General features: G+C 64.8%; 22 protein-coding genes and 1 riboswitch. Of the genes, 10 read left to right on the forward strand and 12 right to left on the reverse strand.

All coding sequences use genetic code 11. From position 1 onward, the window contains the following. Window position 1: 1 nt before the first annotated feature. The 8 genes from gltB to WG907_RS09085 form a co-directional block, all read right to left on the reverse strand. Complete coding sequence (gltB, locus tag WG907_RS09050) at window positions 2-4,534, reverse strand: glutamate synthase large subunit (RefSeq protein WP_340232413.1); 4,533 nt, start codon at window positions 4,532-4,534, stop codon at window positions 2-4. 94 nt (window positions 4,535-4,628) lie between these two features. Further along, the gene (locus tag WG907_RS09055) at window positions 4,629-6,074 is read right to left on the reverse strand and encodes an NAD(P)-dependent oxidoreductase (protein ID WP_340232414.1); all 1,446 of its coding nucleotides are present in this window, start codon (window positions 6,072-6,074) and stop codon (window positions 4,629-4,631) included. Window positions 6,075-6,249: 175 nt separating this feature from the next. Next, window positions 6,250-7,059, reverse strand: coding sequence for an undecaprenyl-diphosphate phosphatase (locus WG907_RS09060; protein WP_340232415.1), 810 nt, complete (start codon window positions 7,057-7,059; stop codon window positions 6,250-6,252). 41 nt (window positions 7,060-7,100) lie between these two features. Beyond that, the gene (locus WG907_RS09065) at window positions 7,101-8,027 is read right to left on the reverse strand and encodes a complex I NDUFA9 subunit family protein (RefSeq protein WP_340232416.1); all 927 of its coding nucleotides are present in this window, start codon (window positions 8,025-8,027) and stop codon (window positions 7,101-7,103) included. A gap of 99 nt (window positions 8,028-8,126) precedes the next feature. Beyond that, window positions 8,127-8,705 (reverse strand): TMEM165/GDT1 family protein, encoded by a 579-nt coding sequence (locus tag WG907_RS09070; protein ID WP_340232502.1) that lies wholly within the window; start codon window positions 8,703-8,705, stop codon window positions 8,127-8,129. A 93-nt stretch (window positions 8,706-8,798) separates the two neighbouring features. Next, window positions 8,799-8,924: riboswitch (yybP-ykoY riboswitch) on the reverse strand. Window positions 8,925-8,927: 3 nt separating this feature from the next. After that, window positions 8,928-10,271 carry a glutamate--tRNA ligase gene (gltX, locus tag WG907_RS09075; RefSeq protein ID WP_340232417.1) on the reverse strand — a complete coding sequence of 448 codons (1,344 nt, stop codon included), beginning with the start codon at window positions 10,269-10,271 and terminating at the stop codon, window positions 8,928-8,930. Further along, window positions 10,268-10,474, reverse strand: a complete 207-nt coding sequence (locus WG907_RS09080) for a hypothetical protein (protein ID WP_340232418.1) — start codon at window positions 10,472-10,474, stop codon at window positions 10,268-10,270. The genes gltX and WG907_RS09080 overlap by 4 nt, the downstream gene beginning before the upstream one ends. Next, window positions 10,471-12,132 carry an NAD+ synthase gene (locus WG907_RS09085; RefSeq protein WP_340232419.1) on the reverse strand — a complete coding sequence of 554 codons (1,662 nt, stop codon included), beginning with the start codon at window positions 12,130-12,132 and terminating at the stop codon, window positions 10,471-10,473. Before WG907_RS09085 ends, WG907_RS09080 begins: the two co-directional genes overlap by 4 nt. Before the next feature lie 134 nt (window positions 12,133-12,266). Here WG907_RS09085 and WG907_RS09090 point away from each other — a divergent pair, with 134 nt between their 5' ends. After that, window positions 12,267-13,202, forward strand: coding sequence for a ribose-phosphate pyrophosphokinase (locus WG907_RS09090; protein WP_340232420.1), 936 nt, complete (start codon window positions 12,267-12,269; stop codon window positions 13,200-13,202). 103 nt (window positions 13,203-13,305) lie between these two features. Here the strand turns inward: WG907_RS09090 and WG907_RS09095 are convergent, their stop codons facing one another. Together WG907_RS09095 and WG907_RS09100 are read right to left on the reverse strand one after the other, a co-directional pair. Further along, on the reverse strand, window positions 13,306-13,542 hold the full coding sequence (locus WG907_RS09095; protein WP_340232421.1) for a hypothetical protein: 237 nt from the start codon (window positions 13,540-13,542) through the stop codon (window positions 13,306-13,308). 34 nt (window positions 13,543-13,576) lie between these two features. Next, complete coding sequence (locus tag WG907_RS09100) at window positions 13,577-14,005, reverse strand: VOC family protein (protein ID WP_340232422.1); 429 nt, start codon at window positions 14,003-14,005, stop codon at window positions 13,577-13,579. 78 nt (window positions 14,006-14,083) lie between these two features. Between WG907_RS09100 and hisN the strand changes: the two genes are divergently transcribed. Then, window positions 14,084-14,878 (forward strand): histidinol-phosphatase, encoded by a 795-nt coding sequence (hisN, locus tag WG907_RS09105; protein ID WP_340232423.1) that lies wholly within the window; start codon window positions 14,084-14,086, stop codon window positions 14,876-14,878. Between the two features lie 7 nt (window positions 14,879-14,885). Here hisN and WG907_RS09110 read toward each other — a convergent pair whose 3' ends face one another. After that, entirely contained in the window at window positions 14,886-16,997 is a 2,112-nt protein-coding gene (locus WG907_RS09110) for an AsmA family protein (protein WP_340232503.1), read from the reverse strand. Window positions 16,998-17,193: 196 nt separating this feature from the next. Here WG907_RS09110 and rpmI point away from each other — a divergent pair, with 196 nt between their 5' ends. The 8 genes from rpmI (at window position 17,194) to WG907_RS09150 (ending at window position 25,266) form a co-directional block, all read left to right on the forward strand. Further along, window positions 17,194-17,397: a 50S ribosomal protein L35 gene (rpmI, locus tag WG907_RS09115; protein ID WP_340232424.1), complete on the forward strand. Its 204-nt coding sequence runs from the start codon at window positions 17,194-17,196 to the stop codon at window positions 17,395-17,397. A gap of 13 nt (window positions 17,398-17,410) precedes the next feature. Continuing rightward, window positions 17,411-17,776, forward strand: a complete 366-nt coding sequence (rplT, locus tag WG907_RS09120) for a 50S ribosomal protein L20 (protein WP_340232425.1) — start codon at window positions 17,411-17,413, stop codon at window positions 17,774-17,776. A 119-nt stretch (window positions 17,777-17,895) separates the two neighbouring features. Continuing rightward, a complete protein-coding gene (gene pheS / locus WG907_RS09125) occupies window positions 17,896-18,990 on the forward strand; it encodes a phenylalanine--tRNA ligase subunit alpha (RefSeq protein WP_340232426.1) in 1,095 nt (364 codons plus the stop codon). Further along, window positions 18,987-21,404: a phenylalanine--tRNA ligase subunit beta gene (gene pheT, locus WG907_RS09130; protein WP_340232427.1), complete on the forward strand. Its 2,418-nt coding sequence runs from the start codon at window positions 18,987-18,989 to the stop codon at window positions 21,402-21,404. The genes pheS and pheT overlap by 4 nt, the downstream gene beginning before the upstream one ends. 22 nt (window positions 21,405-21,426) lie before the next feature. After that, window positions 21,427-22,326 carry an aldose 1-epimerase family protein gene (locus WG907_RS09135; protein ID WP_340232428.1) on the forward strand — a complete coding sequence of 300 codons (900 nt, stop codon included), beginning with the start codon at window positions 21,427-21,429 and terminating at the stop codon, window positions 22,324-22,326. Between the two features lie 26 nt (window positions 22,327-22,352). Next, window positions 22,353-23,018 (forward strand): DsbA family oxidoreductase, encoded by a 666-nt coding sequence (locus tag WG907_RS09140; protein WP_340232429.1) that lies wholly within the window; start codon window positions 22,353-22,355, stop codon window positions 23,016-23,018. 46 nt (window positions 23,019-23,064) lie between these two features. Then, entirely contained in the window at window positions 23,065-24,642 is a 1,578-nt protein-coding gene (locus WG907_RS09145) for a peptide chain release factor 3 (protein WP_340232430.1), read from the forward strand. A gap of 9 nt (window positions 24,643-24,651) precedes the next feature. Beyond that, window positions 24,652-25,266, forward strand: a complete 615-nt coding sequence (locus WG907_RS09150; RefSeq protein WP_340232431.1) for a glutathione S-transferase — start codon at window positions 24,652-24,654, stop codon at window positions 25,264-25,266. Window positions 25,267-25,273: 7 nt separating this feature from the next. Here the strand turns inward: WG907_RS09150 and metW are convergent, their stop codons facing one another. Then, a complete protein-coding gene (gene metW / locus WG907_RS09155) occupies window positions 25,274-25,864 on the reverse strand; it encodes a methionine biosynthesis protein MetW (RefSeq protein WP_340232504.1) in 591 nt (196 codons plus the stop codon). Between the last annotated feature and the right edge of the window lie 4 nt (window positions 25,865-25,868).

Consider the following 25,868-nt stretch of genomic DNA (forward strand, 5'->3'; position numbering starts at 1 on the left):
GTCACTCGGCGGCGACGACCTCGATGGCGTCGCTCAGCGGATGGGCGAGGCGGCTCAGCATTTCCCTGGGGCAAACCTGCCAGAAATAGCGCCGCCACCGGTCCCAGTCCTCCAGAATGGTGCTGGACCATTTGCTGTCGGTCATCACCGCATGTTCGGCCACGAGCGCCTTGAGTTCGCCTTCCCAATAGGCGCTTTCCAGCCGCTGCCATATAATGCCTTCGGGATTGGCACGCGACGGGAAGCTGCCATCCTCGTCGAGGATGAAGGCCATGCCGCCGGTCATGCCAGCGCCGAAATTCGCGCCGGTCCGACCCAGAATCACCGCCATGCCACCGGTCATATATTCGCAGCCATTGGCGCCGCAGCCTTCGACCACGACCTTCGCGCCCGAATTGCGGACCGCGAAGCGCTCGCCCGCCTGCCCCGCCGCGAACAGCTTGCCGCTGGTCGCGCCGTAGAGGACGGTGTTGCCAAGGATCGTATTGTCCTTGCTGCTCAAGGGGCTGGATACGGTGGTGCGCACCGCGATGATGCCCCCCGAAAGCCCCTTGCCGACATAGTCGTTGGCGTCGCCGAACACTTCGAGCGTGATGCCCTTGCACAGGAACGCGCCGAGAGACTGGCCGGCCGAGCCCCGCAGCCGGACGGTCAGATGCCCGTCGGCCAGCGTCGACATGCCGAATTTCTCGGTCACCGCTGCCGACAGCCGCGTGCCCACGGCGCGATGGGTGTTGCGCACCGTGTAGGTCAGCTGCATTTTCTCGCCGCGCTCGAACACCGCCTTGGCGTCGCGCATCATCTGCGCGTCGAGGCTTTCGGGCACTTCGTTGCGCCATTGCTTCAGGGAGAAGCGGCGCTGTTCGTCGGTCGCGTCGACCTTGGCGAGGATCGGGTTGAGATCGAGATCGTCGAGATGCTCGGCACCGCGATTGACCTGCTTGAGCAGTTCGGTCCGCCCGATCACTTCATCGAGGCTGCGGAAGCCCAGGCGGGCCAGGATTTCGCGCACTTCCTCGGCGATGAAGGTCATCAGGTTGATGACCTTTTCCGGCGTGCCGGTAAACTTCTGGCGCAGCTTTTCATCCTGCACGCATACGCCAACCGGGCAGGTGTTGCTGTGGCACTGGCGCACCATGATGCAGCCCATGGCGACAAGCGACAGCGTGCCGATGCCATATTCCTCCGCCCCCAGGATCGCGGCGATGACGATGTCACGCCCGGTCTTGAGGCCGCCGTCGGTGCGCAGCTTGACGCGGTGGCGCAGGCCGTTGAGGGTCAGCACCTGATTGGCTTCGGACAGCCCCATTTCCCATGGCGTACCGGCATATTTGATGCTGGTCTGAGGCGATGCGCCCGTGCCGCCGACATGGCCGGCGATCAGGATGACGTCGGCATGCGCCTTTGCCACGCCCGCCGCGACCGTGCCGATGCCCGCCTGGCTGACGAGCTTGACGCAGACGCGGGCGCGCGGGTTGATCTGTTTGCAGTCGTAGATGAGCTGCGCCAGATCCTCGATCGAGTAGATATCGTGATGCGGGGGCGGCGAGATCAGCGTGACGCCGGGCGTCGAATGACGCAGCTTGGCGATGAACTCAGTCACCTTGAAGCCGGGCAGCTGACCGCCCTCGCCGGGCTTGGCACCCTGCGCGACCTTGATCTCGATTTCCTCGGCGGACCCCAAATATTCGGCATGGACGCCAAAGCGGCCGGACGCGATCTGCTTGATCACCGAATTGGCATTGTCGCCATTTTCATAGGGGGTGAAGCGCTTCGCGTCCTCGCCGCCTTCGCCCGACACGGCTTTCGCGCCGATGCGGTTCATCGCGATCGCCAGCGTCTCATGCGCCTCGGGGCTGAGCGCGCCCAGCGACATGCCCGGCGTCACGAACCGCTTGCGGATTTCGGTGGTCGCCTCGACCTCGTCGATCGGCACGGCTTCGCGCGCGAAGTTGAATTCGAGCAGATCGCGCAGATAGACCGGCGGCAGATCACGCACGCCGCGCGCGAACTGCAGATAGGTCGAATAGCTGTCGGTGCCGACCGCCGTCTGGAGCAGGTGCATCAGCTGCGCCGAATAGGCATGCGCCTCGCCGCCGTTGCGCTGGCGATAGAAGCCGCCGATCGGTAGCCGAACCACCGCCTGCTCATAGGCTTTTTCGTGACGCAGCGTGGCGCTGTGGTGGAGCGAGGCATAGCCTTCGCCCGAAATCTTCGCCGGCATGCCGGGGAAGAAATCGTTGACCAGCGCGCGCGACAGGCCGACCGCCTCGAAATTATAGCCGCCGCGATAGCTGCTGATGACCGCGATGCCCATTTTGGACATGATCTTGAGCAAGCCTTCGTTGATCGCCGTGCGATAGCGTTCGAAACAGGCGTCGGGCGACAGCGTGCCGAACAGGCCGCGCGCATGCCGATCGGCGATGCTGGCTTCGGCCAGATAGGCGTTCACGGTCGTCGCGCCGACGCCGATCAGCACCGCGAAATAATGGGTGTCGAGCGCTTCGGCCGAACGCACATTGATCGACGCATAGGAGCGCAGCCCCTTGCGCACCAGATGCGTGTGCACCGCCGCCGCCGCGAGCACGCCGGGAATGGCGACGCGGTCGGCGCTGACATTCTCGTCGGTCAGGAACAATTCGCTGCGCCCTTCGCGCACCGCCTGTTCGGCCTCGACCCGGATACGGGCGATCGCCGCGCGCAATTGCTCCTGCCCGCCCTCGGCCGGGAAGGTGCAGTCGATCTCGGCCACCGCCGCGCCGAAATGCGCACGCAGACGCGCCCATTCGGACGCCGTCAGCACGGGCGAGTCGAGCACCAGCACATGGCTGTTCTGCGCGTCCTGCTCCAATATATTGTGCAGGTTGGAAAAGCGCGTCTTGAGGCTCATCACATGCCGTTCGCGCAAACTGTCGATCGGCGGGTTGGTGACCTGGCTGAAATTCTGGCGGAAGAAATGGCTGATCGTGCGCGGCTTGTCGGAAATGACGGCCAGCGGCGTGTCGTCGCCCATCGAGCCAACGGCTTCCTTTGCGTCCTCGACCATGGGGCTGAGGATCAGCTCCATATCTTCGAGCGTCAGGTTCGCCGCGACCTGACGCCGGGTCAGTTCGGCCTTGTCCCACACGGGCAGCGCGCTCGGCGCATCCGTGAGGTCGCCGATGGTCATGAAATTCTTGATCAGGTCGCCATAGGGGCGCTCGGCCGCGATCCGGTCCTTGATCGCCCGATCGTCGTAGATTTCGCCTTCGAGCAGGTCGATCGCGATCATCTGGCCGGGTCCCATGCGCCCCTTTTTGACGATCGTCGCCTCCGGCACGACCACCATGCCGGTCTCCGATCCCACGATCAGCAGATTGTCGCCGGTCAGCGTATAGCGCAGCGGGCGAAGCGCGTTGCGATCGACGCCGGCCACCACCCAGCGGCCGTCGGTCATCGCCAGCGCGGCCGGGCCGTCCCACGGCTCCATCACGGAGGCGAGATATTCATACATGTCGATATGCGCCTGCGGCGTTTCCGCATCCGCCTGCCAAGCTTCGGGCACGAGCATGAGCTTGGCCGTAGGCGCGTCGCGACCCGAGCGACAGATCGCTTCGAACACGGCGTCGAGCGCGGCGGTATCGGACGCGCCGGCGGGGATCACCGGCTTGATATCCTCGGACTGCTCGCCGAAGGCGAGACTCGCCATCTTGATCTCGTGGCTCTTCATCCAGTTCTTGTTGCCGCGGATCGTGTTGATTTCGCCATTATGGGCGAGCGTGCGGAACGGCTGGGCCAGCCACCATTGCGGGAAGGTGTTGGTCGAATAGCGCTGGTGGAAGATCGCGACGCGGCTTTCGAAGCGATCATCGCGCAGGTCGGGATAGAAGACCGACAGCGATTCGGCGAGAAACAGCCCCTTGTAGATGATCGACCGGCAGGACAGCGAACAGACGTAGAAATCCTGGATCTGCGCGGCGATCACCTTCTTCTCGATCCGGCGGCGGATGAGGTAGAGGTCCTTTTCGAACTCGGCGACGTCACGCTCTTCGGGCATCGGGCCGGCGATCATGATCTGCTCGATCTCCGGCCGCGTGCGCTGCGCCTTTTCGCCGATGACCGACACGTCGACCGGCACCTGGCGCCAGCCATAGATGGTGTAGCCCGCGTCGATGATTTCGCTTTCCACGATGGTACGGCAGGTTTCCTGCGCGGAAAGGTCCGTGCGCGGCAGGAAGATCATGCCGACGGCAAGACGGTTGGGCAGCGGCTTGTGGCCGGAATCGGCGATGGCGTCGTCGAAGAAGCGCACCGGCAGGTCGACATGGATGCCAGCGCCGTCGCCGGTCTTGCCATCGGCATCGACCGCGCCGCGATGCCACACGGCTTTCAGCGCATCGATCGCGCTGGCGACGACGCGACGCGAAGGACGGCCGTCAGTCGCGGCGACGAGGCCAACGCCACAAGCGTCGCCTTCAAATTCGGGGCGGTACATGCCCTCGGCGGCGATCCGCGCGCGTTCTTCGGGCGTGGCCATAGTGTTGAGGTCGGTCATCGGCACTTCCTCGTAAATCCGTTCGGTTCGAGCCTGTCGAGACTCCTGTCCCCCGTTCTCGACAAGCTCGAACCGAACGGAGGGAGAAGAATGATCAGGCGGCTACACGCTCCCCGGCTTTCGCCTTGGCGCGCAGATATTTGTGCATGTGATCGGTCACGTCGCGGCCGTCGCGGATGGCCCAGACGACGAGGCTCGCGCCGCGCACGATGTCTCCCGCCGCAAACACGCCGTCGACGCTGGTCATCATCGTCTTGTGATCGACGCGCAGCGTGCCCCAGCGGGTGACGGACAGGTCTTCCGATCCGAACAGCTTAGGGAGTTCTTCCGGATCATAGCCCAGCGCCTTGATGACGAGATCGGCTTCCATGCTGAATTCGCTGCCGGGATCGGCTTCCGGCGCGCGGCGGCCGGAGGCGTCGGGCGCGCCCAGCCGCATCTTTGTCACCTTGACGCCGGTGACATGGTCGGTGCCTTCAAAGGCGATGGGGGCGGTCAGCCAGACGAATTCGACCCCCTCTTCCTCGGCATTGGCGACCTCACGCTGCGACCCGGGCATATTTTCCCGGTCGCGGCGATAGAGGCATTTTACCGACTTCGCGCCCTGGCGGATCGCGGTGCGCACGCAGTCCATCGCCGTGTCGCCGCCTCCGATGACGACGACATGCTTGCCCGTCGCCAGCAGCGACCCGTCCTCATGGCCGGGGACGGCATCGCCGAAACCCGCCTTGTTCGAGGCGATCAGAAAGTCCAGCGCCTTGACCACGCCCTTCGCGCCGACGCCGGGCGCCTTGATGTCGCGCGGCTTGTAGACGCCCGTCGCGATCAGGATCGCGCCATGCCGGGCACGCAGGTCTTCAAGGCTGGCGTCGCGGCCGATCTCGAAACTGTCGTGGAAGACGATGCCGCCGTCCTTCAGCCGCTGGATGCGGCGCATGACGATGTCCTTTTCCAGCTTGAAGCCCGGGATTCCGTAGGTCAGCAAGCCGCCCGCGCGATCGTGCCGGTCATAGACATGCACCTCATGTCCCGCCGCGCGCAGATATTCGGCCGTTGTGAGACCCGCCGGGCCAGCGCCGATGACGCCGACCGACTGGCCGGTGGGCGCGCCGGGAACGAGCGGCTCTACCCAGCCTTCCTTCCAGGCGGTGTCGGTGATGAATTTTTCGACCGAGCCGATGGTGACGGCGCCGTGGCCGGAAAATTCGATGACGCAATTGCCCTCGCACAGGCGATCCTGCGGGCAGATGCGGCCGCAGATTTCGGGCATGGTGCTGGTCAGGTTGCTCAGCTCATAGGCTTCGCGCAGCCGCCCTTCGGCGGTCAGGCGCAACCAGTCGGGAATATGATTGTGCAGCGGGCAGTGGGTGGCGCAATAGGGCACGCCGCACTGCGAACAACGCGACGCCTGCTCCTCCGCCTTGTCGATCAGGAAGCTGCGGCTGATTTCCTGAAAGTCGTCGGCGCGATCGTCGGGGCTTCGTTTTTCGGGATAGGATTGCCCGGTCGCCACGAACTTCAGCATCGGATTGTCGGCCATGGCTGGTCCTGCCTATGTGGAGAAAAATGTTGCAGCCGCTCACATAGCAGAAAAACCCACGGAGTCACGCGGATTCTACTGTTTAGGTAATAGATATTGACCTAATATCTGACGATAATATTGCTGTAGGTGCAAATATCGGAATAAACTGGGAAATATTAGGGCCGATAAGGACCTATCGTGCGGAGAGCCATATCAGCGCACCGATCCCCGCCACGATTCGATACCAAGCGAAGGGCGCGAAGCCTCGCTTCGACACCAAGCCCACAAACCAGCGGATCACGAGCAGCGCTACAATGAAGGCAGTGACGAAACCCAGCGCAATGCTGTCCCATCCTACATTGGCCGATGTGATCGCGTCGCCGTTTTTCAGTAGTTCCAGTACGGTCGCGCCGAGCATGGTCGGGATCGCGAGGAAAAAGCTGAATTCCGCAGCCGTTCGCCGTTCGACGCCCAGCGCCAGCGCGCCCATGATCGTCGCGCCCGAGCGGCTGACACCGGGGATCATCGATATGCACTGGATGAGCCCGATGCCTATCACCCGCGCGAGGGGCACATCGGCGATGCCGTGGAAGCGTGCGCTCTTTATAAGGCGCTCCACGACCAGAATAGCGACGCCGCCGGCAATCAGCGCCCATGCGACGACCTTTGGCGCGCCCAGCAGCGCCTCGATATGTTTGTGGAGCGCGAGACCGATGACGGCGGCGGGGATGAAAGCGACGATCAGATTGCGCAGGAAACGCCAACTGACCGGATCGCGCCGCAACAGGCCGAGCATGACCGCCCAGAAGGTGCGCCAATAGAGCGCCACCACCGCCAGGATCGCACCGAGCTGGATGATGACGTTGAACATCGCCCAGGTCGACGCATCATAGCCGAGCAACTCGCTCGCCAGGATCAGGTGCCCCGTCGAGGAGACGGGCAGGAATTCGGTCAGCCCCTCGACGATGCCCAGCAGGATGACGGTGATATAGTGCATATCCATTCAGGCGCTCCCTGAGACCTGCCTCTATCGGGGAGAATGGGTCACGCCTGTGCGCGGCCGGCGAAGCGGCCGTGGCGGCGATAGCGCACCAGCCATTTGTCCGCGACCGCCGCCAGCGGCGTCGGCGCGACGCCCAGCGCCGACAGTCCCCGCGCATCGACGCCGACGACATTGTCGCGCGACAGCATCGCGAGTTGATCGCTGGTGATCGGACCACCGGGGAGGACAGCAATGAGTTTGGCCAGCGACGCCGGCACCGGGATGAGGCTGCGCTTGCGACCGATCGCCTTGGCGATCCAACCGTTCAGTTCCAGCATGCTGAGAACCTGCGGCCCGCCCAGTTCGAAACTCTTGCCCCCGAACGCTTGCGGATCGGCAGCGGCGTTGGCGATCGCGTGCGCGACGTCCTTGACATAGACGGGCTGGAATTTCGTCGCGGCGCCGATCACGGGGACGACAGGCGCGATGCGAATGAGTTCGGCGAAGCGGTTCACAAACTGGTCTTCGGGGCCGAATATGATCGAAGGACGGATGATGGTGGCGAGCGGGAAAGCGGCCTTCACGGCCTGCTCGCCCGCAGCCTTCGATCGGCCATAGGCCGACGGGCTTTCCGCGTCCGCGCCGATCGCCGAGACATGGACCAGCGCCCGCGCACCGATCGCCGCGGCAGCGCGCGCGACATTGGCCGCGCCCCGATGGTGCAGCCCGTCGAAATCGCCCTTTAGCACACCGACCAGGTTAATGACGACGTCGCTGCCGGCGACCGCGTTCGCCACGCTGGCGGGCTTGCGGATGTCGGCCGCGACGAACTGGATCTGGCCAAGGCCGGCGAGCGGCTTGACCCGAAGCGCGGTGGACAGGTTGCGCTGCGCCACGCGGACGCGCGCGCCCTGCGCGAGCAGTGCCTGAACGACCTGCCGCCCGAGAAAACCGCCGCCGCCGAACACCGTAACCAGACTGTCCTTCATTACGCGTGTCCCATGCCTGTTCCAGAGCGAATATCCATGCCACCCCCTTGCAACAGCAGCGCTTGGCTGACAACCGCCGCAGCGGCAGAGTGGCGGTTTTTATCCAATCCAGCCCCGAAGCCCGGCGACCATCCACAGGCCGAGCAGCAGGAACAAAAGCGCCGCGCCCACTTGCAGGGCGCGCATCGGAACGCGGTTCGCCAGCGCCTCGCCAAACAGGACGGCGGGGATGTTGGCCGCCATCATGCCCAGGGTCGTGCCCGCCGTCACCGCAAACAGATTGTCGAACTGCGCGCCCAGCGCGACCGTGGCGACCTGTGTCTTGTCGCCCATCTCGACCAGGAAGAAGGCGATCAGCGTCGTCATGAACACGCCAGCCTTCGACGGCGCGGCGAGTGGCGCATCCTCGTCGAGCGAGTCGGGGATCAGGGTCCAGCCCGCCATGGCGATAAAGCTCGCCGCGACCGCATAGCGGAACCAGGGCTGCGTCAGGACGCCAGCGATCGAATGACCGACAAGCGCCGCCAGGAAATGATTGACTATCGTCGCGCAGAAAATGCCCAATATGACCGGGGCCGGCCTGCGGAAGCGCGTGGCGAGCAGCATCGCCAGCAACTGCGTCTTGTCGCCCATTTCGGCGAGCGCGACGAGGGCCGCGGAGGTGAGGAAGGCTTCCATGCAGAACATCCGGGCCGGGCGAAGATGAAGACGCAATGCCACCGCCCTCCCCCGCCCGGCCGGACGGAGACAGCGATGCCATTGGTCTCACCCGATACGGCGCACTGGACATATCGTCCTCGCCGCATCCCGTACGCCACGGCCTCTCGACCGAATATGTTGACGCACGGCCCGCTCGCTCGACGCAGCGCGGCTGGCTACTCCCCAGATGACCGGTCGGCTCTAGTCGGTAAGACGAGCCAAGGCAAGGCGGCGGAGGGCTTCATCCCGGCCGATCAACGGCAGCAGCAGCCCCATATCGGGCCCGTGATCGAGTCCGGTCAGGGCGCGCCGCAGCGGCAGGAACAGCGTCTTGCCCTTGCGGCCGGTTGCCGCCTTGAGCTGTTCGGTCAGCGTGCGCCAGATGGCTTGGTCGAACGGGAGATTCGACAAAGCGGCATGAGCGGCCGCGAGAAAGGCGCGATCCTCCGCGTCCGGTTGCGGGGCGTCGATCGGGCCGGTGACGACCCGCCACCAGTCCGCCGCCTGATCCACGCGATCCAGATTGGGCCGGATCGCGTCCCACGCCGCTTCTTCCATGCCAGAAGGCAGCCGGGTCGCGACCCCCGCGAACGGCAGTTGATGCACGATCTTCTGGTTGAGCGTCGCCAGTTCCGCTTCGTCGAAGCGCGCCGGCGCGCGGCCGAAATGGGCGAAATCGAAGCTTTCGATCAGCGGCACTACCGAGAGGAAAGGCTCGACCGGCTGGCTGCTGCCGAGGCGGGCGAGCAGCGCGATGAGCGCCATCGGCTCGATCCCCGCTTCCCGGAAATGCGCGACGCCGAGCGATCCGAGTCGCTTGGACAATTTGCCCTCGCTGCCGGTGAGCAGCGCTTCATGGGCAAAGGCGGGCAGCGGCGCGCCGAGGGCGGCGAACATCTGGATCTGGGTCGCGGTGTTCGACACATGGTCCTCGCCGCGCAGCACATGGGTTATGCCCATGTCGATATCGTCGATGACCGAAGGGAGCATATAGAGCCACGAACCGTCCGCGCGCCGGATCACCGGATCGGACAGAAGGCGCGGGTCGAACTGCTGTGGACCACGAATGAGGTCGTCCCACATGATCGGCTGGTCGTGATCCAGCCGGAACCGCCAGTGCGGCCGGCGGCCTTCCGCCTCATGCGCCGCGATCTGGTCGGGCGTCAGCGATAAAGCGGCGCGATCATAAACCGGCGGCAGGCCGCGCCCGAGCAGGACCTTGCGGCGCAGATCGAGCTCCTGCGCGGTTTCATAGGCGGGATAGACCCGGCCGGCTGCCTTGAGCGCCTCGAACCGCGCCTCATAGAGGGCGAATCGCTCCGACTGGCGCTCCTCCCCGTCCCATTCGAGGCCCAGCCAAAGCAGGTCCGCGCGGATCGAATCGGCATATTCGGGGCGCGAGCGTTCCACATCGGTATCGTCGAGGCGCAGCAGAAAGCGCCCGCCGCTTTTGCGCGCCCATAGCCAGTTATGGAGCGCTGCCCGGATATTGCCGACGTGGAGATGGCCGGTCGGCGAGGGTGCGAAGCGGGTGATGATGGTCATGCCTTGCCCTCGTCCCGCTGTTCGCGCCGGTGGGACCACCAGCGCAGCGCCATGCCGATGATCGAGCTTGCGATGCCGGCGATCAGACAGAGACGCAGCAGGCGATCATCCTTCGCACTGTCCCAGGCCACGACCCCGATCAACACCACGCTGACCGTCGATATGAGATAGCCAATGGCCTTGAGCCGGGAGTTGCTGTTCATAATGTCCGAAACGCATTGGTGATGGGATAGCGGCGGTCGCGGCCGAAATTGCGGATGCCGATCTTGACGCCCGGCGGGGACTGGCGGCGCTTATATTCGGCGACATAGAGCAGCCGCTCGATCCGGGCGACGGTGTCGCGCTCGAAGCCGCGCGCGACGAGTTGCTCGACCGAAAGCTCCTCCTCCACCAGACCGTAGAGCAGCGGGTCCAGCACCTCATAGGGTGGCAGGCTGTCTTCGTCCTTCTGGTCGTCGCGCAGTTCGGCGCTCGGCGGTTTGGTGATGACGCGCTCTGGCATGACCGGGCCGGTCGGACCGAAGCTTTGGCCAAGCGAAGGGACGTTGGCGTTGCGCCAGCGGCACAGGTCGAACACCGTGGTCTTGTAGACGTCCTTGAGCACAGAATAGCCGCCCGCCATGTCGCCATAGATGGTGGCGTAGCCGACCGACATCTCGCTCTTGTTGCCGGTGGTCAGCAGCATGTGGCCGAACTTGTTGCTCAGCGCCATCAGCGTCAGGCCGCGAATGCGCGACTGGATATTCTCCTCGGTCAGGTCGCGCTGGCGGTCGGCGAACACCCCGGCCAGCATGGTGTCGAACGCACCAACGGCCGGCTCGATGGGGATCATGTCGTACCGAACGCCCAGCAGGCGGGCGCATTCCACGGCATCGTCGAGGCTGTGCTGGCTGGTGAAGCGCGAGGGCATCATCACGCACCAGACTCGCTCGCTGCCCAACGCATCCACCGCGACGGCCGCCGAGAGGGCGGAATCGATGCCCCCCGACAGGCCCAGCACCACGCCGGGGAAGCGATTGCCGTTCACATAATCGCGCAGGCCGAGCACCATCGCGTTATAAATGTCCGCCGGCCGTTCATCGAGTACATGGGCCTCGCCGGGGAGGCAAATCCACCGGCCTTCCCATTTTTCCCAATGGGTGAGGACCAGCGCTTCTTCCCAGTCGGGCAGTTGATGGGCGATGCCGAAGTCGGCGTTCATGACGAAGGATGCGCCGTCGAACACCAGTTCATCCTGCCCGCCGACGCGATTGACATAGGCGAGCGGCAGGCCAGTCTCGCGCACCCGCGTGCCGGCGACGCCGTTCAGCCGGCGGTCGTCCTTGTCCACCTCGAACGGACTGCCATTGGGGCTGATCAATATGTCCGCCCCTTCCGCCTTGAGATGGGCGGTGACGAAGGGGAACCAGATATCCTCGCAGATCGGCACGCCGAGTTTGACGCCGCGGAAATCGATCGGCGCGGGCAACGGGCCGGGCGCGAACAGGCGCTTTTCATCGAAGGTCCCGTAATTGGGCAGTTCCCGCTTCTGCCGGATCGCCGTCACCGCGCCATTTTCCAGCAGTGCGACCACGTTGAAGAGCACGCCCTGCGCGGCGACGACGGTGCCGACCAGCATCGCCGGACCGCCATCGGCGGTGGCGCGGGCCAGCCGGTCAAGCTCTTCGTTCGCCCGCTCGATCAGCGCGGGCTTCATCACCAGATCCTCGGGCGGATAGCCGATCAGCTGCAATTCGGGATAGACGATGAGGTCCGCGCCGGTCGCCCTGTCGCGCCAGGCGAGCATGGCGTCGGCATTGGCGGCGAGATCGCCTACGGACTGGGTCATCTGCGCCAGCGCGATCACAAGTTTGTCGGTCATGGGCCGCGCCCGTAGAGCATTTTGGACGCTGGCGCAAAAGCGGCTTTCCAGCGGGAGCCCCCGCCGCTAAAGGGGCGGCGTTTCCGACCATCGTCATCAATTCGTCACGCCATTTTTTATCGGGGGATTTGGCCATGAAACTCATGACCGGCAATTCCAACAAGCCGCTGGCCACTGCCATCGCCGATTATATCGAAATTCCGCTGACCGACGCCAGCGTCCGCCGGTTCGCCGATGAGGAAGTGTTCGTGGAAATCCACGAAAATGTCCGGGGCGAAGATGTGTTCGTGCTGCAATCCACCAGCTATCCCTGCAATGACAATCTGATGGAACTGCTCATAATGGTCGACGCGCTCAAGCGCGCATCGGCCAAGCGGATCACGGCGGTCGTCCCCTATTTCGGCTATGCCCGGCAGGACCGGAAGCCCGGCCCGCGCACGCCGATTTCGGCCAAGCTGGTCGCCAACCTGATCACCACCGCCGGCGCCAACCGCGTGCTGTCGGTCGATCTGCATGCAGGGCAGATTCAGGGCTTTTTCGACATTCCCACCGACAATCTGTTCGGTGCGCCGGTGATGTCTGCGGATATTCAGGCGCGCTTCGGCGACCGTAATCTGATGGTTGTGTCGCCCGACGTCGGCGGCGTGGTGCGTGCCCGCGCGCTCGCCAAGCGGCTCGACAACGCCCCGCTCGCCATCGTCGACAAGCGCCGCGAGCGCGCCGGCGAATCGGAGGTCATGAACATCATCGGCGACGTGAAGGGCCGTTTTTGCGTGCTGATCGACGATATCGTCGATTCGGCCGGAACGCTGTGCAACGCGGCGACCGCCTTGAAGGCCGCCGGGGCTGAAGACGTCGTCGCCTATGTCACCCATGGCGTGCTGTCCGGCGGCGCGGTGGCGCGGGTCGAGGCGTCTTCGCTGCTCGAACTGGTGATCACCGATTCGATTCAGGGCACCGAAGCGGTCAACGGAGCGTCGCGCATCCGCCAATTGCCGATCGCCCCCCTGCTGGGCGAAGCGATCAAGCGCATCGCGGATGAGAGTTCGGTGTCGAGCCTGTTTGACTGAAAGGAAATCTGGCGAGCGGACGATCCGGGGGATCGTCTGAACCGAACTCTGTCGGTGTCGAGCCTGTTCGACTAAGCGATTTAAAGTTGCGCGGCGCGACTTTTCACGTTGCAGGCAAAAGCAGCACGGGCACGCAGAAAAGCAAGGTGAGGCCGAGCATGATGCGCTGGCGTCGGGAAATACCGAGCGGCGTTTCGCGCCAGACCATCGGGCAGGCAAGAATAGCGAGCATCAGCAAGAGGCTGGACAATGTGCTCGATCCGCCGACCGGCATGTCCTGCCGCAAGGCCAGCCCCGCAAACAGGGCAGCGAAACCGATGATCCATCCCAAGAGCGCCATGGACATAGCCTAACGCGGGGAGGTTGCCGAAGACTTAAGCCTGGGCCGTCCACGGATCGTAGGTGCCAAAGCTCCAGACATTGCCCTCCGGGTCGAGCGCGTCATAGCCGCGACCGGGATAGCCCTGATTATCGTGCGGTTCGTTGACGACCACCGCGCCCGCGTTGCGCGCATGCAGGCAGTGCGCGTCGACATCGGGCACGACCATATAGGTGCACAGCGTCACGCCATTGAGGTCACGCGGCGTCTTCCATGTGATGAGCGATTCATCGTCGCCATCTCGCACGCTTCCGAGCATGATCATGCCTTCGCCGAAGACCAGCTGGGCATGATGGATGATCGTCGGATCAGACTCATCGGGATAGACGGCGTGCCGTTCGAAGCCGAATGCCTCGCACAGAAAGTCGATCGCGGCGGGCGCGTCGGCATAGCGCAATCCGGGAATGACGGGCGATCCGGGCATCTTACTCTCCTGTGATTCGCATATGACTCGCAGCAAGCCAGCCTAGCGCGGGGCGCGCTTAGCGGCTAGGCGGGAGCCATGACGACCCGTGACGATCTGGCCCTCGCCAACCGCCTCGCCGACGCCGCCGGCGCCGCGATCCGCCCCTTTTTTCGTGCGCGCTACGATACCGAGTTCAAGAGCGACCGGTCGCCGGTGACGGAGGCCGATCGCGCGGCGGAGATCGCGATCAGGACGATATTGGAGAAAGAGCGGCCGGGCGACGGCATCATCGGCGAGGAATATGGCGCGACGCGCGAGGATGCCGACCGGGTCTGGATTCTCGATCCGATCGACGGGACGCGCAGCTTCATTGCCGGGCGACCGATTTTCGGCACGCTGATCGCGCTGACGTTGGAAGGTTGGCCGACAGTGGGCATCATCGACCAGCCGGTCGCGGGCGAACGCTGGGCCGGGATGGCCGGGCAGCCGACGACGTTCAACGGCAAGCCGGTGAGGACGCGCGCCTGCCGCGATCTCGATCAGGCGATTCTGGCGTCGACCGCGCCGCAGCTATTCCCCGGTTGTACCGGCGAGCATTTCGCGCGCCTTGCAGGGCAGTGCCGCGACACGATCTGGGGCGGCGACTGCTATAGTTACGGGCTGGTCGCATCGGGCCATGTCGACATCGTCGTGGAGGCGGGCCTCAAGCTGCACGATCTTGCTGCCCTCGTGCCGGTGGTCGAGGGCGCGGGCGGGCGGATGTGCGACTGGGCCGGCGACCCGCTGACCGCCGACAGCGACGGGCAGGTCATCGCGCTTGGCGATCCGGCGCGACTCGACGATGTGCTGGAGGCGCTGCGCCATGGGCCTGAGGGCCATCATCACGGCTGAGCGGCGCTCAAAAGATTCCCAGGAACTTCTTGTCCTTCTTCGCGCCCGACTTCCCGCCTTCATCCTTCGCCGTCGTGCCGCGTCCGACATCGTCGCGCGGTTCGCCGCCTTTTGTCCGTTGCGCCGCTGCATGCGCGCCAGCCAGGATCGGGCCGCACGCCGCGCCCTTTGCATCGCCCACATCGAGAAAGGCAAGCAGCGACGCAATCGGCGTTCCAACGATGCCGAGGGCGACGGCCGAACCGCCACGCGCAATCAGTTCGGGACTGATGACGGAAATGCCTGGCCTCGCGAAATAGCCGTTGATCCCGACCGGCGACTGGCCCGAAAACAGGCTGATCTTCTTGCCATCGGCGCGGAAGGCGAAGTCGAGGCTTTCATCCTTGAACGAAAAGCCGCCGCGCCCGGTCATCACGTTCTTGGCGGTGTCGATCAGAATCGGGTCCGCCGCCGCCACGCCGTCGCGCACGGTAAAAGCGATCAGCCCGCAGTTGATTTGGACCGGCTTTTTGAGCTTCCCCGAAAACATCTTGGTCACGAACGTGCCGATGTCGAGTTCGGACAGCTGGATGTTGCGCGCCCACATCGTGCCGGCGGGCAGGATGACGGCGATCCGTCCGTTCGAATTGGCCAGCGAATCGTGCAGCGAATCACCAAGGCCGGTCATCTGCACCCGCGCCTTGATCGTGCCGGAGGTCCCGGATTCCTCGACGCCCCAGCGCGCGAGCAGCTTGCCCATGGGGGTGGGTGACAGGCGAATGTCGTAAGTCGTGCGCACCGGGCGATTGCGCGCGTCGATCCCGATGTCGGATGCGACATGACCGCCCGCCATATCGAAGGTAAAGGGCGAGAGCGTCAGCCTGCTATGATCGAGTTTGACCGTCACCGCCGCGTTGGAAATCGGGACGTTGGGCGCGCGGATCGTCCTGACCGTATAGCGCACATCGGCGTCGAAATTGCGGATCGCCTCGATCCGCAGCGGCGCGTCGGGCAGGACGCGCGGCGCGCCGCCGACCGTTTCGATCGCGCCCGCCGCACCCTGCGCCTCCAGCCGCTGCGGATCATAGCCGATGAAGGGACCGACATCGATGATGTCGAGTGTCTGCGTGGCGAGATCAGCCTGGATCAACAGCCGTTCGTCGGGAAGCGAGACGGTCATCCTGCCGGCGAGGTCGCTGTCGCCGAACCGACCCTTCAAATGGGTGAAGCGCCATTCCTCGCCCGCCTTGGTAAGCGCCGAGGTAAAGCGGTAGCGGCGCGTGTCGGGGATGGCGACGCCCAGGAAATCGAACAGCCGCGCGAGGTTCGGCCCTTGCGCGACGAGGCGCAGATCGCTGCGCTCCAGTTCGGTCGCACCCGGCAGCGTGCCGGTGATATCCACTATGGTCGCGTCGGCCATGGCGCGCAGTACCAGTTGATTCCTGCCCCCCGTCACCGTCGCATTGGGCGTCAGCAGGCCCCCTTTCATCGTGAAGGACCGGCCGTTCATGTCACCATCGCCCGAAAAACGCACGTCGCTGGCAAAGCGCGTGTCGCGCGTCCGGACCGTTTCGAAGCGGATATCGGTGTTGAACCGCATGCGCGGATCGCGATAGCGCAGCGTCGTGCCGGCCAGCATCGCTTGCCGGATGAGCGGCAGCGTCATCGGCTTGCCCTTGCGATCGGGATCGCCGAGCGTCCATGTGTTGCGCAGATGGTCGCGCGACCATTCGAGATCGACCGCCCCGCCGCGCAGATCCAGCCAGTGCACCCGATACCGCTTGCCGAATATCAGGCTGACCGGCGAGATCAGGCTGTCGATCAGGTCGGCGCGGAACAGTTGCGGCCGGCTCGCCCAGGGGACGTTGGCGATAGCGAAGCGTTCGGCGCGGAACTTGATGCTGATCGGGGCGAAATAGAGCTGGAAGTCGCCGCCCACCTGCACGTCGCGCTGAAGCTGGCTCGTCATGATCCGTTCGAACGGGCGCTTGAGAAAGCGGCCCTTGGTGATGAAGAGAATCAGCCAGATCGCAAAGAGGATGCCCACGATCCACAGCAATATTCGCGCCGGGAGCGGCAGTCGGCGCCAGCGATTTCGCGCACGGACCATCTTGGCGCGTGCTCCACCGCTTGCAGGCATCGCGCCGTCGCGGCCGATGGGATCGGGGCTGGTCATGGCGCCTCTAACGCCGCGCGGACGGCTTAGCTCCCGAATCGCTTGCGTTTCTGCGTGCTGCCCCTTATGGCGCGCCCTTCGCGATATTCGAAGGGACCGCCCGGCTATCTAGGGCTGCCGGGGCTGTCTGTAATCGTCGCGCTACGCAAAGGAGACGAAAATGCCCAAGCTCAAGACTAAAAGCGGTGTGAAGAAGCGCTTCAAGTTCACCGCCACCGGCAAGGTGAAGCACGGTTTCGCTGGCAAGCGTCACCGCCTGATGAGCCATAACGCCAAATATATTCGCCAGAACCGTGGCACTTCCGTGCTGTCCGAGGCCGACGTCGCGCACGTCCGCCTCTGGGCACCCTACGGCCTCAAATAAGGAGTAAGGGACAATGGCACGCGTCAAACGGGGTGTAACAACCCGCGCCAAGCATAAGCGGATATTGGAACAGGCGAAGGGCTATTATGGCCGTCGCAAGAACACCATCCGCATCGCCCGTCAGGCAGTCGAAAAGGCCGGCCAATATGCGTATCGCGATCGCAAGGTCAAGAAGCGCAGCTTCCGCGGCCTGTGGATCCAGCGCATCAACGCCGGCGTGCGCGCCGAAGGCCTGACCTATTCGCAGTTCATGCACGGGCTCAAGCTCGCCGGTGTTCAGCTGGACCGGAAGGTTCTGGCCGACATCGCCATGCATGAAAGCGCAGCGTTCAGCGCCATCATCGCCCAGGCGAAAGCGGCTCTGCCCGCGGCTGCATAAGCAGACAGCGACAGATACCAAAATGAGCGCCGGGGCATAGGCTTCCGGCGCTCTTTTGGTTTATGGCGCGCCCGGCTAAGGCCTGCACAGGACCCCGCCATCCAGGCTGAATGGAAGATATGAGCGACATTACCGATCTGAAGGCCGGCCTGCTGGCCGACATCGACGCCGCCGCAACGCCTGAAGCGGTCGAGGCGCTGCGCGTCGGCGCGCTGGGCAAGAGCGGGGTCGTCACCGCGCTGCTCAAGACGCTGGGGGGCATGAGTGCGGACGAGCGGCTGGAAAAAGGTCCGCCGATCCAGGATTTGCGCGAAGCCGTGACCGCCGCGATCGGCGAGAGGAAGGCGGCGCTGGAACAGGCGGCGCTCGACGCGCGGCTGGCCTCGGAGAAGGTCGACATGACCCTGCCCGCAGATACCGGGCCTCAGGGCAGCGTCCATCCGGTCAGCCAGGTCATGGATGAGCTGGCGGAAATCTTCGCCGACCTCGGCTTTTCGGTCGCGAGCGGGCCCGAGATCGAGGATGACTGGCATAATTTCACCGCGCTCAACATTCCCGAGACGCACCCGGCGCGCGCGATGCACGACACATTCTACTTTCCCGACGAGGAAGGCGGCAGGCGCATGCTGCTGCGTACGCACACCTCGCCGGTGCAGATCCGCACGATGATGAACGGCACGCCCCCGCCGATCCGCATCATCGCGCCCGGCCGCGTCTATCGTAGCGACAGCGACGCGACCCATACGCCGATGTTCCACCAGATCGAGGGGCTGGTGATCGACAAGGGCATTACGCTTGGCCATTTGAAATGGACGCTGGAGACCTTCCTCAAGGCCTTTTTCGAGCGTGAGGACATCGTCCTGCGCCTGCGCCCGAGCTATTTTCCCTTCACCGAGCCGTCGGTGGAGGTCGATGTCGGTTATACGCTGAGCAATGGCCAGCGGGTGATCGGCGGTGACGGCGACGCGGCAGATGGCGGCTGGCTCGAAGTACTGGGCAGCGGCATGGTCCATCGCAAGGTGATCGAGGCGTGCGGGCTGGACCCCGACGAATGGCAGGGCTTCGCCTTCGGCACCGGGGTCGATCGCCTCGCCATGCTGAAATATGGGATGAACGATCTGCGCGCCTTCTTCGACGGCGATCTGCGCTGGCTGAAACATTATGGCTTTTCGGCGCTCGACGTGCCCACATTGTCAGGGGGAGTGGGTGCATGAAGTTCACGCTGAGCTGGCTCAAGACGCATCTGGCGACCGATGCCGAACTGCCCACGATCCTCAAGACGCTGAACGCCATCGGGCTTGAGGTCGAGGGGGTGGACGATCCGGCCGAAAAGCTGGGGAGTTTCAGGATCGCCAAGGTCCTGACGGCGGAGCGCCACCCGCAGGCGGACAAGCTGCAGGTGCTGACCGTCGATCAGGGGGACGGCGTGCCGTTGCAGGTCGTGTGCGGCGCGCCCAATGCGCGCGCGGGCCTGATCGGCGTGTTCGGGGTCGAGGGCGCGGTGGTGCCGTCGAACGGCATGGTGCTGAAGAAGACCGCGATCCGCGGCGTCGAATCAAATGGCATGATGTGCAGCTTTCGCGAACTGGAATTGGGCGAGGATCATGACGGCATCATCGACCTGCCCGCCGATGCGCCGGTGGGACAGGTCTATGCGCATTATGCGGGCCTCAACGATCCGGTCATCGACGTGTCGATCACGCCCAACCGGCAGGATTGCATGGGCGTGCGCGGCATCGCGCGCGATCTCGCAGCGGCGGGCCTTGGGACGCTCAACGCGATCATCGTGCCGGAAATCGACGGCGCAGGCCCCGGTCCCGACGTGCGGATCGAGGATGCAGAGGGCTGCCCCGCCTTCTTCGCGCGATCGGTGCGCGGCGTGACCAATGGCGCATCGCCCGACTGGATGGCGCGGCGATTGAAGGCGATCGGACAGAAGCCGATCAGCGCGCTCGTCGACATCACCAACTATATCATGATCGATCTCGGCCGCCCGCTGCACGTCTATGACATGGCGACGCTGCAAGGTCCGCTCGTGGCGCGCAAGGGGCGCAGCGGCGAGCAGGTGCTGGCGCTCAACGGCAAGACCTACGCCGTGGACGAAACGATGACCGTCATCGCCGACACGCAAGCCGTGCACGATATCGGCGGCATCATGGGCGGCGAACATTCAGGCGCGCAGCCCCACACGACCGACGTGCTGATCGAATGCGCCTATTTCACGCCCGAACGGATCGCGATGACGGGACAGAAGCTGGCGTTGACCAGCGACGCGCGCGGCCGGTTCGAGCGCGGCGTCGATCCCGCCTTCCTCGACGATGGCCTGTCGATCGCGACCTTCCTCGTCACCAGCCTGTGCGGCGGCATATCGAGCGAAGCGACCCGTGCGGGCATGCCGCCCGTCGCGAACAAAACCGTCGCCTATGCCCCCGACCAGTGCCTCGCGCTCGCGGGCGTCGACGTGCCGGCGGACGAACAGAAGCGCATCCTCGAAAGCCTGGGGTTCACCGTCAGCGGCGAGGCGTCCCAGGTGGACTATCAGGACGGCGTGCCGGTCAGCCTGCCCGCAAGCTGGACCATCGCCGTGCCAAGCTGGCGGCGCGACATCGATGGCTGGGCCGATATCGTCGAGGAAGTGGTGCGCATCGTCGGGCTCGATCAGGTGCCCTCCACGCCCTTGCCGCGCATGCCCGGCGTCGCTCGCCCCACCGCCACGCCCGAGCAACTGGTCGAGCGTCGCGTGCGCCGCACCGCCGCCGCGCGCGGCCTGTCCGAAGCGATCAACTGGAGCTTCGTCTCGGAGAAGGAAGCAGCCGCCGTGGGTGGTGGGCAGTGGACGCTCGCCAATCCGATTTCGGAGGAGTTGAAGGTCATGCGGCCCTCGCTGCTGCCCGGCCTGCTGTCGGCCACGCGGCGCAACATGGATCGCGGCGCGGCGTCGGTGCGGTTGTTCGAGCTTGGCCGGCGCTATTTCGCGCAAGGCGAGCGCGCCACGGTCGGCTTCGTCCTGGCGGGCGAAAAGACGGCGAGAGGGTGGCAGTCCGGTAAGGCGCGGCCGTTCGATGCGTTCGACGCGAAGGCCGAAATCCTAGCCCTGCTCGCCGCCGCCGGCGCACCGGTCGGCAATCTCCAGAATTTCGGGGAAGCATCGGCCGCCTATCATCCGGGGCAATCGGCAACGTTGCGGCTGGGGCCAAAGACCGTGCTTGCCGAATATGGCGTGCTGCATCCCTCGCTGGCCAAACAGTTCGGCCTGACCGGCCCGGCGGTAGCTGGCGAGATCTTCCTCGACGCCATTCCGGCCAGGCGCCGGTCAAGCTTCATGCGCGCGCCCTATGCGCCGCCCCCGCTTCAGGCGGTGAAGCGTGATTTTGCGTTCCTGGTGCCGGAAGCGGTCGAGGCCGAGGCGCTGGTGCGCGCCGTGAAAGGCGCGGACAAAAAGGCGATCGTGGACGCGCGCCTGTTCGACGTCTTCGTCGGACCGGGGGTAGAGGACGGCCAAAAATCGCTCGCGATCGAAGTCACGCTCCAGCCCGGAGAGAAGAGCTTCGCGCAGGAGGAACTGGACGCGATCAGCGCTGCCGTGGTGAAGGCTGCGGCGAAGCTGGGCGGGGTGCTGCGGGGTTAAGGGCGAACGGACAGAGGATGGCATGGAAGAACTGGTTGTCATTCGATCGGACGGCTTGTCCGCCGCGATCGATCCGCTGGGGGCTGAACTCTGGTCGCTGAGCGACGCGCAGGGGCGTGCGTTGATGACCGACGCCGATCCGCGCTGGTGGACCGGGCATGCGCCCCTGCTCTTTCCCTTTGTCGGGCGGTCGCGCGGCGATGTCTATCGGCTGGACGGTCGCGAACATGCCATGCCGCAGCATGGTTTTGCGCGGCGGATGCCCTTCGATATCGTCGAGCGAGCGACCGATAGCGTAACCTTTCGGCTGGAGGCGGATGCCGCGACGCGCGCGGTCTATCCTTTCGATTTCCGGCTCGACATGCGGTTTGCGCTTGTCGCCGAGACACTGATGATGACCGCGACGGTGGGCAATCGAGGCGAGGCGGCCATGCCCTTTTCCTTCGGCTATCATCCCGCCTTCGCCTGGCCGTTGCCCTTTGGCGGATCGGCGCAGGAGCATCGCATCATCTTCGAACAGCCAGAGCCGGCGCCGATTCGCAAGGTGGGCGTGGAACCCGGCCTGATCGCGCGGGAAAGCGTCGATTCGCCGGTGGATGGCGATTCGCTGGCGCCGACTCACGCGATGTTCGAGGGCGACGCGCTGATCTGGGACGATCTTCGCAGCCGCAGCCTGTTGTGGGGCGTGCCCGGGCGCACGCGGCTGAAGATCGACTTCCCGGACACCCCTTGGCTTGGTCTATGGCAAAAGCCGGGCGCGCATTATCTGTGTGTCGAACCCTGGGCGGGGATGGCCGACCCGGTGGGGTTTGAGGGCGATGTCTGGGACAAGCCGGGGATCATGTGCCTGCTGCCCGGCGATCAACGGCGGTTCCGTATGGATGTGGCGCTGGTGCCGCCGGACCCTGCGTCCCATATATAGGCCAAGCGCATTTCCGGAGACGCCAGATGACCCCGACCGTTCGCATCGACTTCATATCCGACATATCCTGCCCCTGGTGCATCATCGGACTGCGCGCGCTGGAACAGGCCGTCGAGCGGCTGGACGGCGAGGTCAGGGTCGACTGGCATTTCCAGCCGTTCGAGTTGCAGCCGGACATGCCGCGCGGCGGCGAGAAGCTGACCGACCTGATGCAGCGCAAGTTTGGGGGATCGGCGCAGGACGCGCTGAAGAAACGCAGCATGATCGCCGAGCGTGCAGCGGCCGAGGGGTTCGAGATGCGGCTGTCCGAGACGGCGCGGGTGTATAATACGTTCGATGCACACCGGCTGCTGCACTGGGCGGGGCTGGAGGGCAGGCAGCATGCGTGCAAGCGCGCCTTGTTCGACGCGCATTTCACGCGCGGCGAGGCGATGGATGATCCCGATGTGCTGGTCGCCGTGGCGGAACGCGCCGGGCTGGACCGGGATGCGGCGCGTGCCGTCGTCACCAGCAATCTTTATGCGCAGGAGGTCAGGGCGGACGAGGCGCTGTGGCGCGATCGCGGCATCCAGTCGGTGCCAGCGATCGTGATCGACGAAAAATATCTGATATCGGGCGGTCAGCCGGTCGAGACGTTCGAACAGGCGCTGCGGCAGATCGCGGCGGAACCCGCCGGAGCCTTGCCGAACTGACCCCTGGGTGCTGGCGCGATGGTCGGAAATCGCTATATGCGCGCCCATGACCATTCCTTCCCGCCGCACCTTTGCGATCATTTCCCACCCCGACGCCGGCAAGACCACGCTCACCGAAAAGCTGCTGCTGGAAGGCGGCGCGATCCATATGGCGGGCGAGGTCAAGGCGCGCGGGGCGAACCGCCGCGCCCGATCCGACTGGATGAAGATCGAGCAGCAGCGCGGCATTTCCGTCACCAGCTCGGTCATGACGTTCGAGCGGACGCGGGATGGCGAAACGATCACCTTCAACCTGCTCGACACGCCGGGGCATGAGGATTTTTCCGAGGATACTTATCGCACGCTGACCGCCGTCGACAGCGCGGTCATGGTGATCGACGCCGCGAAGGGCATCGAGCCGCAGACGCGAAAGCTGTTCGAGGTGTGCCGCCTGCGCAACCTGCCGATCATCACCTTCGTCAACAAGGTCGACCGCGAGGGACGCGAGACGTTCGGCCTGCTGGACGAAGTAGCGGACCAGTTGCAGCTCGACGTCTGCCCGATGAGCTGGCCCGTCGGCATGGGCGGCGAGTTCGAGGGGGTCTATGATTTCGCCACCAATCGGCTGATGCAACCCAGTGGGCCATCGAAGGAATTTGACGGGACACGGCACCAGTTCAGCGGACTGGACGATCCGAAGCTGGCCGACTTCATCTCGCCCCGCGGCCTGGAAAAACTGCGCGAGGAGGCGGAACTCTCGCAGGGTGGCTATGCGCATTTCGATCTTGCCCGCTATCGCCATGGCGACCTGACCCCCGTTTATTTCGGGTCGGCGCTCAAGCTGTTCGGTGTCACCGAACTGATCGACGCGCTCGCCGCCCACGCCCCACCGCCGCGCGCGCAACCCGCCGAACCGGCTCCGGTCGAGCCGGAGGGCAGCGAAGTGACCGGCTTCATTTTCAAGGTGCAGGCCAATATGGACCCGATGCACCGCGACCGCATCGCGTTCATGCGGCTGGTGTCGGGCAAGTTCAAACGGGGCATGAAGCTGACGCCGAGCGGGTCGGGCAAGGCGCTTGCGGTGCATTCGCCGATCCTGTTTTTCGCGCAGGATCGCGAACTGGCGGACGAGGCCTATCCCGGCGACATTATCGGCATTCCCAATCATGGCGCGCTGCGCGTGGGCGATACGCTGAGCGAGAAGCCGGGCCTGCGCTTTACCGGCCTGCCCAATTTCGCGCCGGAAATCCTGCGCCGCGTGCAGCTCAAGGACCCGACGAAGACCAAGCAGCTGCGCAAGGCGCTCGATGACCTGTCCGAAGAGGGCGTGATCCAGGTTTTTTATCCCGATATCGGCAGCAACTGGATCGTCGGCGTAGTCGGGCAATTGCAGCTCGAAGTGCTGATTTCGAGGCTTGAAGCGGAATATAAGGTCGCGGCGGGGCTGGAGCCTTCCCCCTATGATACGGCGCGCTGGATCGGCGGCGACGAGGTGGCGATCAAGGATCTGGTCGCCTATAATGGCGGCAGCATGGCCAAGGACCGCGACGGCAACCTTGTTTTCATGGCGAAGAGCGCATGGGACATCGGATACCAGCAGGAACGCCATCCCAAGGTAACGTTCAGCGCTACCCGGGAGCGCTAAAACGCGGTCATGATCCTCTACAGCTTCCGCCGCTGTCCCTATGCGATGCGCGCGCGGATGGCGCTTTTGGTGAGCGGACAGCGCGTGGCATTGCGGGAGATCGTGCTACGCGACAAGCCGGCGGAGATGCTGGCACTTTCGCCCAAGGGCACCGTGCCTGTCCTGCTGTTGCCGGATGGCGGGGTGATCGACCAAAGCCTGGACATCATGCATTGGGCGTTGGCGCGCCATGATCCCGAAGGCTGGCTGGCGCAGGAGGATGCAGAACTGATCGCGGCCAATGACGGGCCGTTCAAACATCATCTCGATCGCTATAAATATGCGTCGCGTCATGGCTCTGATCCGCTCGTCCATCGGTGCGCAGCGCTGGTCTACCTTGGCTTACTGGAACAGCGGCTCGGGATAAGCGAGTATCTGTGCGGCACGTCCCGATCGCTCACCGACATCGCGATCTTTCCGTTTGTCCGCCAGTTTGCGGCGACCGACCCCATATGGTTCGCGGATGAGCCGCTGCCTCGGCTTCGGGCCTGGCTGGACGGCCATGTGGCGTCCGATCTGTTTAACCGCGCGATGATCCGCAACGCGCCCTGGAAGGCAGGCGACGCGCCGCTGTTCCTCGGCTGAGGTCGCGTCACTTGCGCAGCAGGAACACCGCATGTTCGGCGAACAGGTTGGCGTTCGCGTGGGTGGTTTCCTTGTCGCCCTTGAGGAACCACTGGCCATCGATCGTCCAGCCCCGCGCCTTCACTAGCGCGCGGAAGTCATCGACCGTCACATGATGGATGTTGAGCGTATTATACCAGGTGTCGGGCAACAGGCGCGTCACCGGCATCCGCCCGCCCCACATCAATGACAGCCGGCCGCGCCAATGGGCAAAATTGGGGAAGGAGACAAACGCCTGGGCGGCGATGCGCAGCAGTTCGTCCACGACCATGTCCGGTCGCCGCGTCGTCTGGAGCGTCTGGCTGAGGATCGCATAATCGAAACTCGCGTCAGGATAATAGCCAAGATCGGTGTCGGCGTCCCCCTGTACCACCGACAGGCCGCGCCCGACCGCCGCCGCGACATTGCCGCCGTCGATTTCCAGCCCGCGCGCATCCACCTGCTTGGCGTCGCGCAAGGCGGCCATCAGTGCGCCATCGCCGCAGCCGACATCGAGCACGCGCGCACCCTGCCGCACCGTCCGCGCGATCAGGGCGAGGTCTGGCCGCAGCGGCTGGATCGAG

Origin of the sequence: Sphingobium fluminis (genome assembly GCF_037723805.1) — a bacterium.
Lineage (GTDB): Bacteria > Pseudomonadota > Alphaproteobacteria > Sphingomonadales > Sphingomonadaceae > Sphingobium.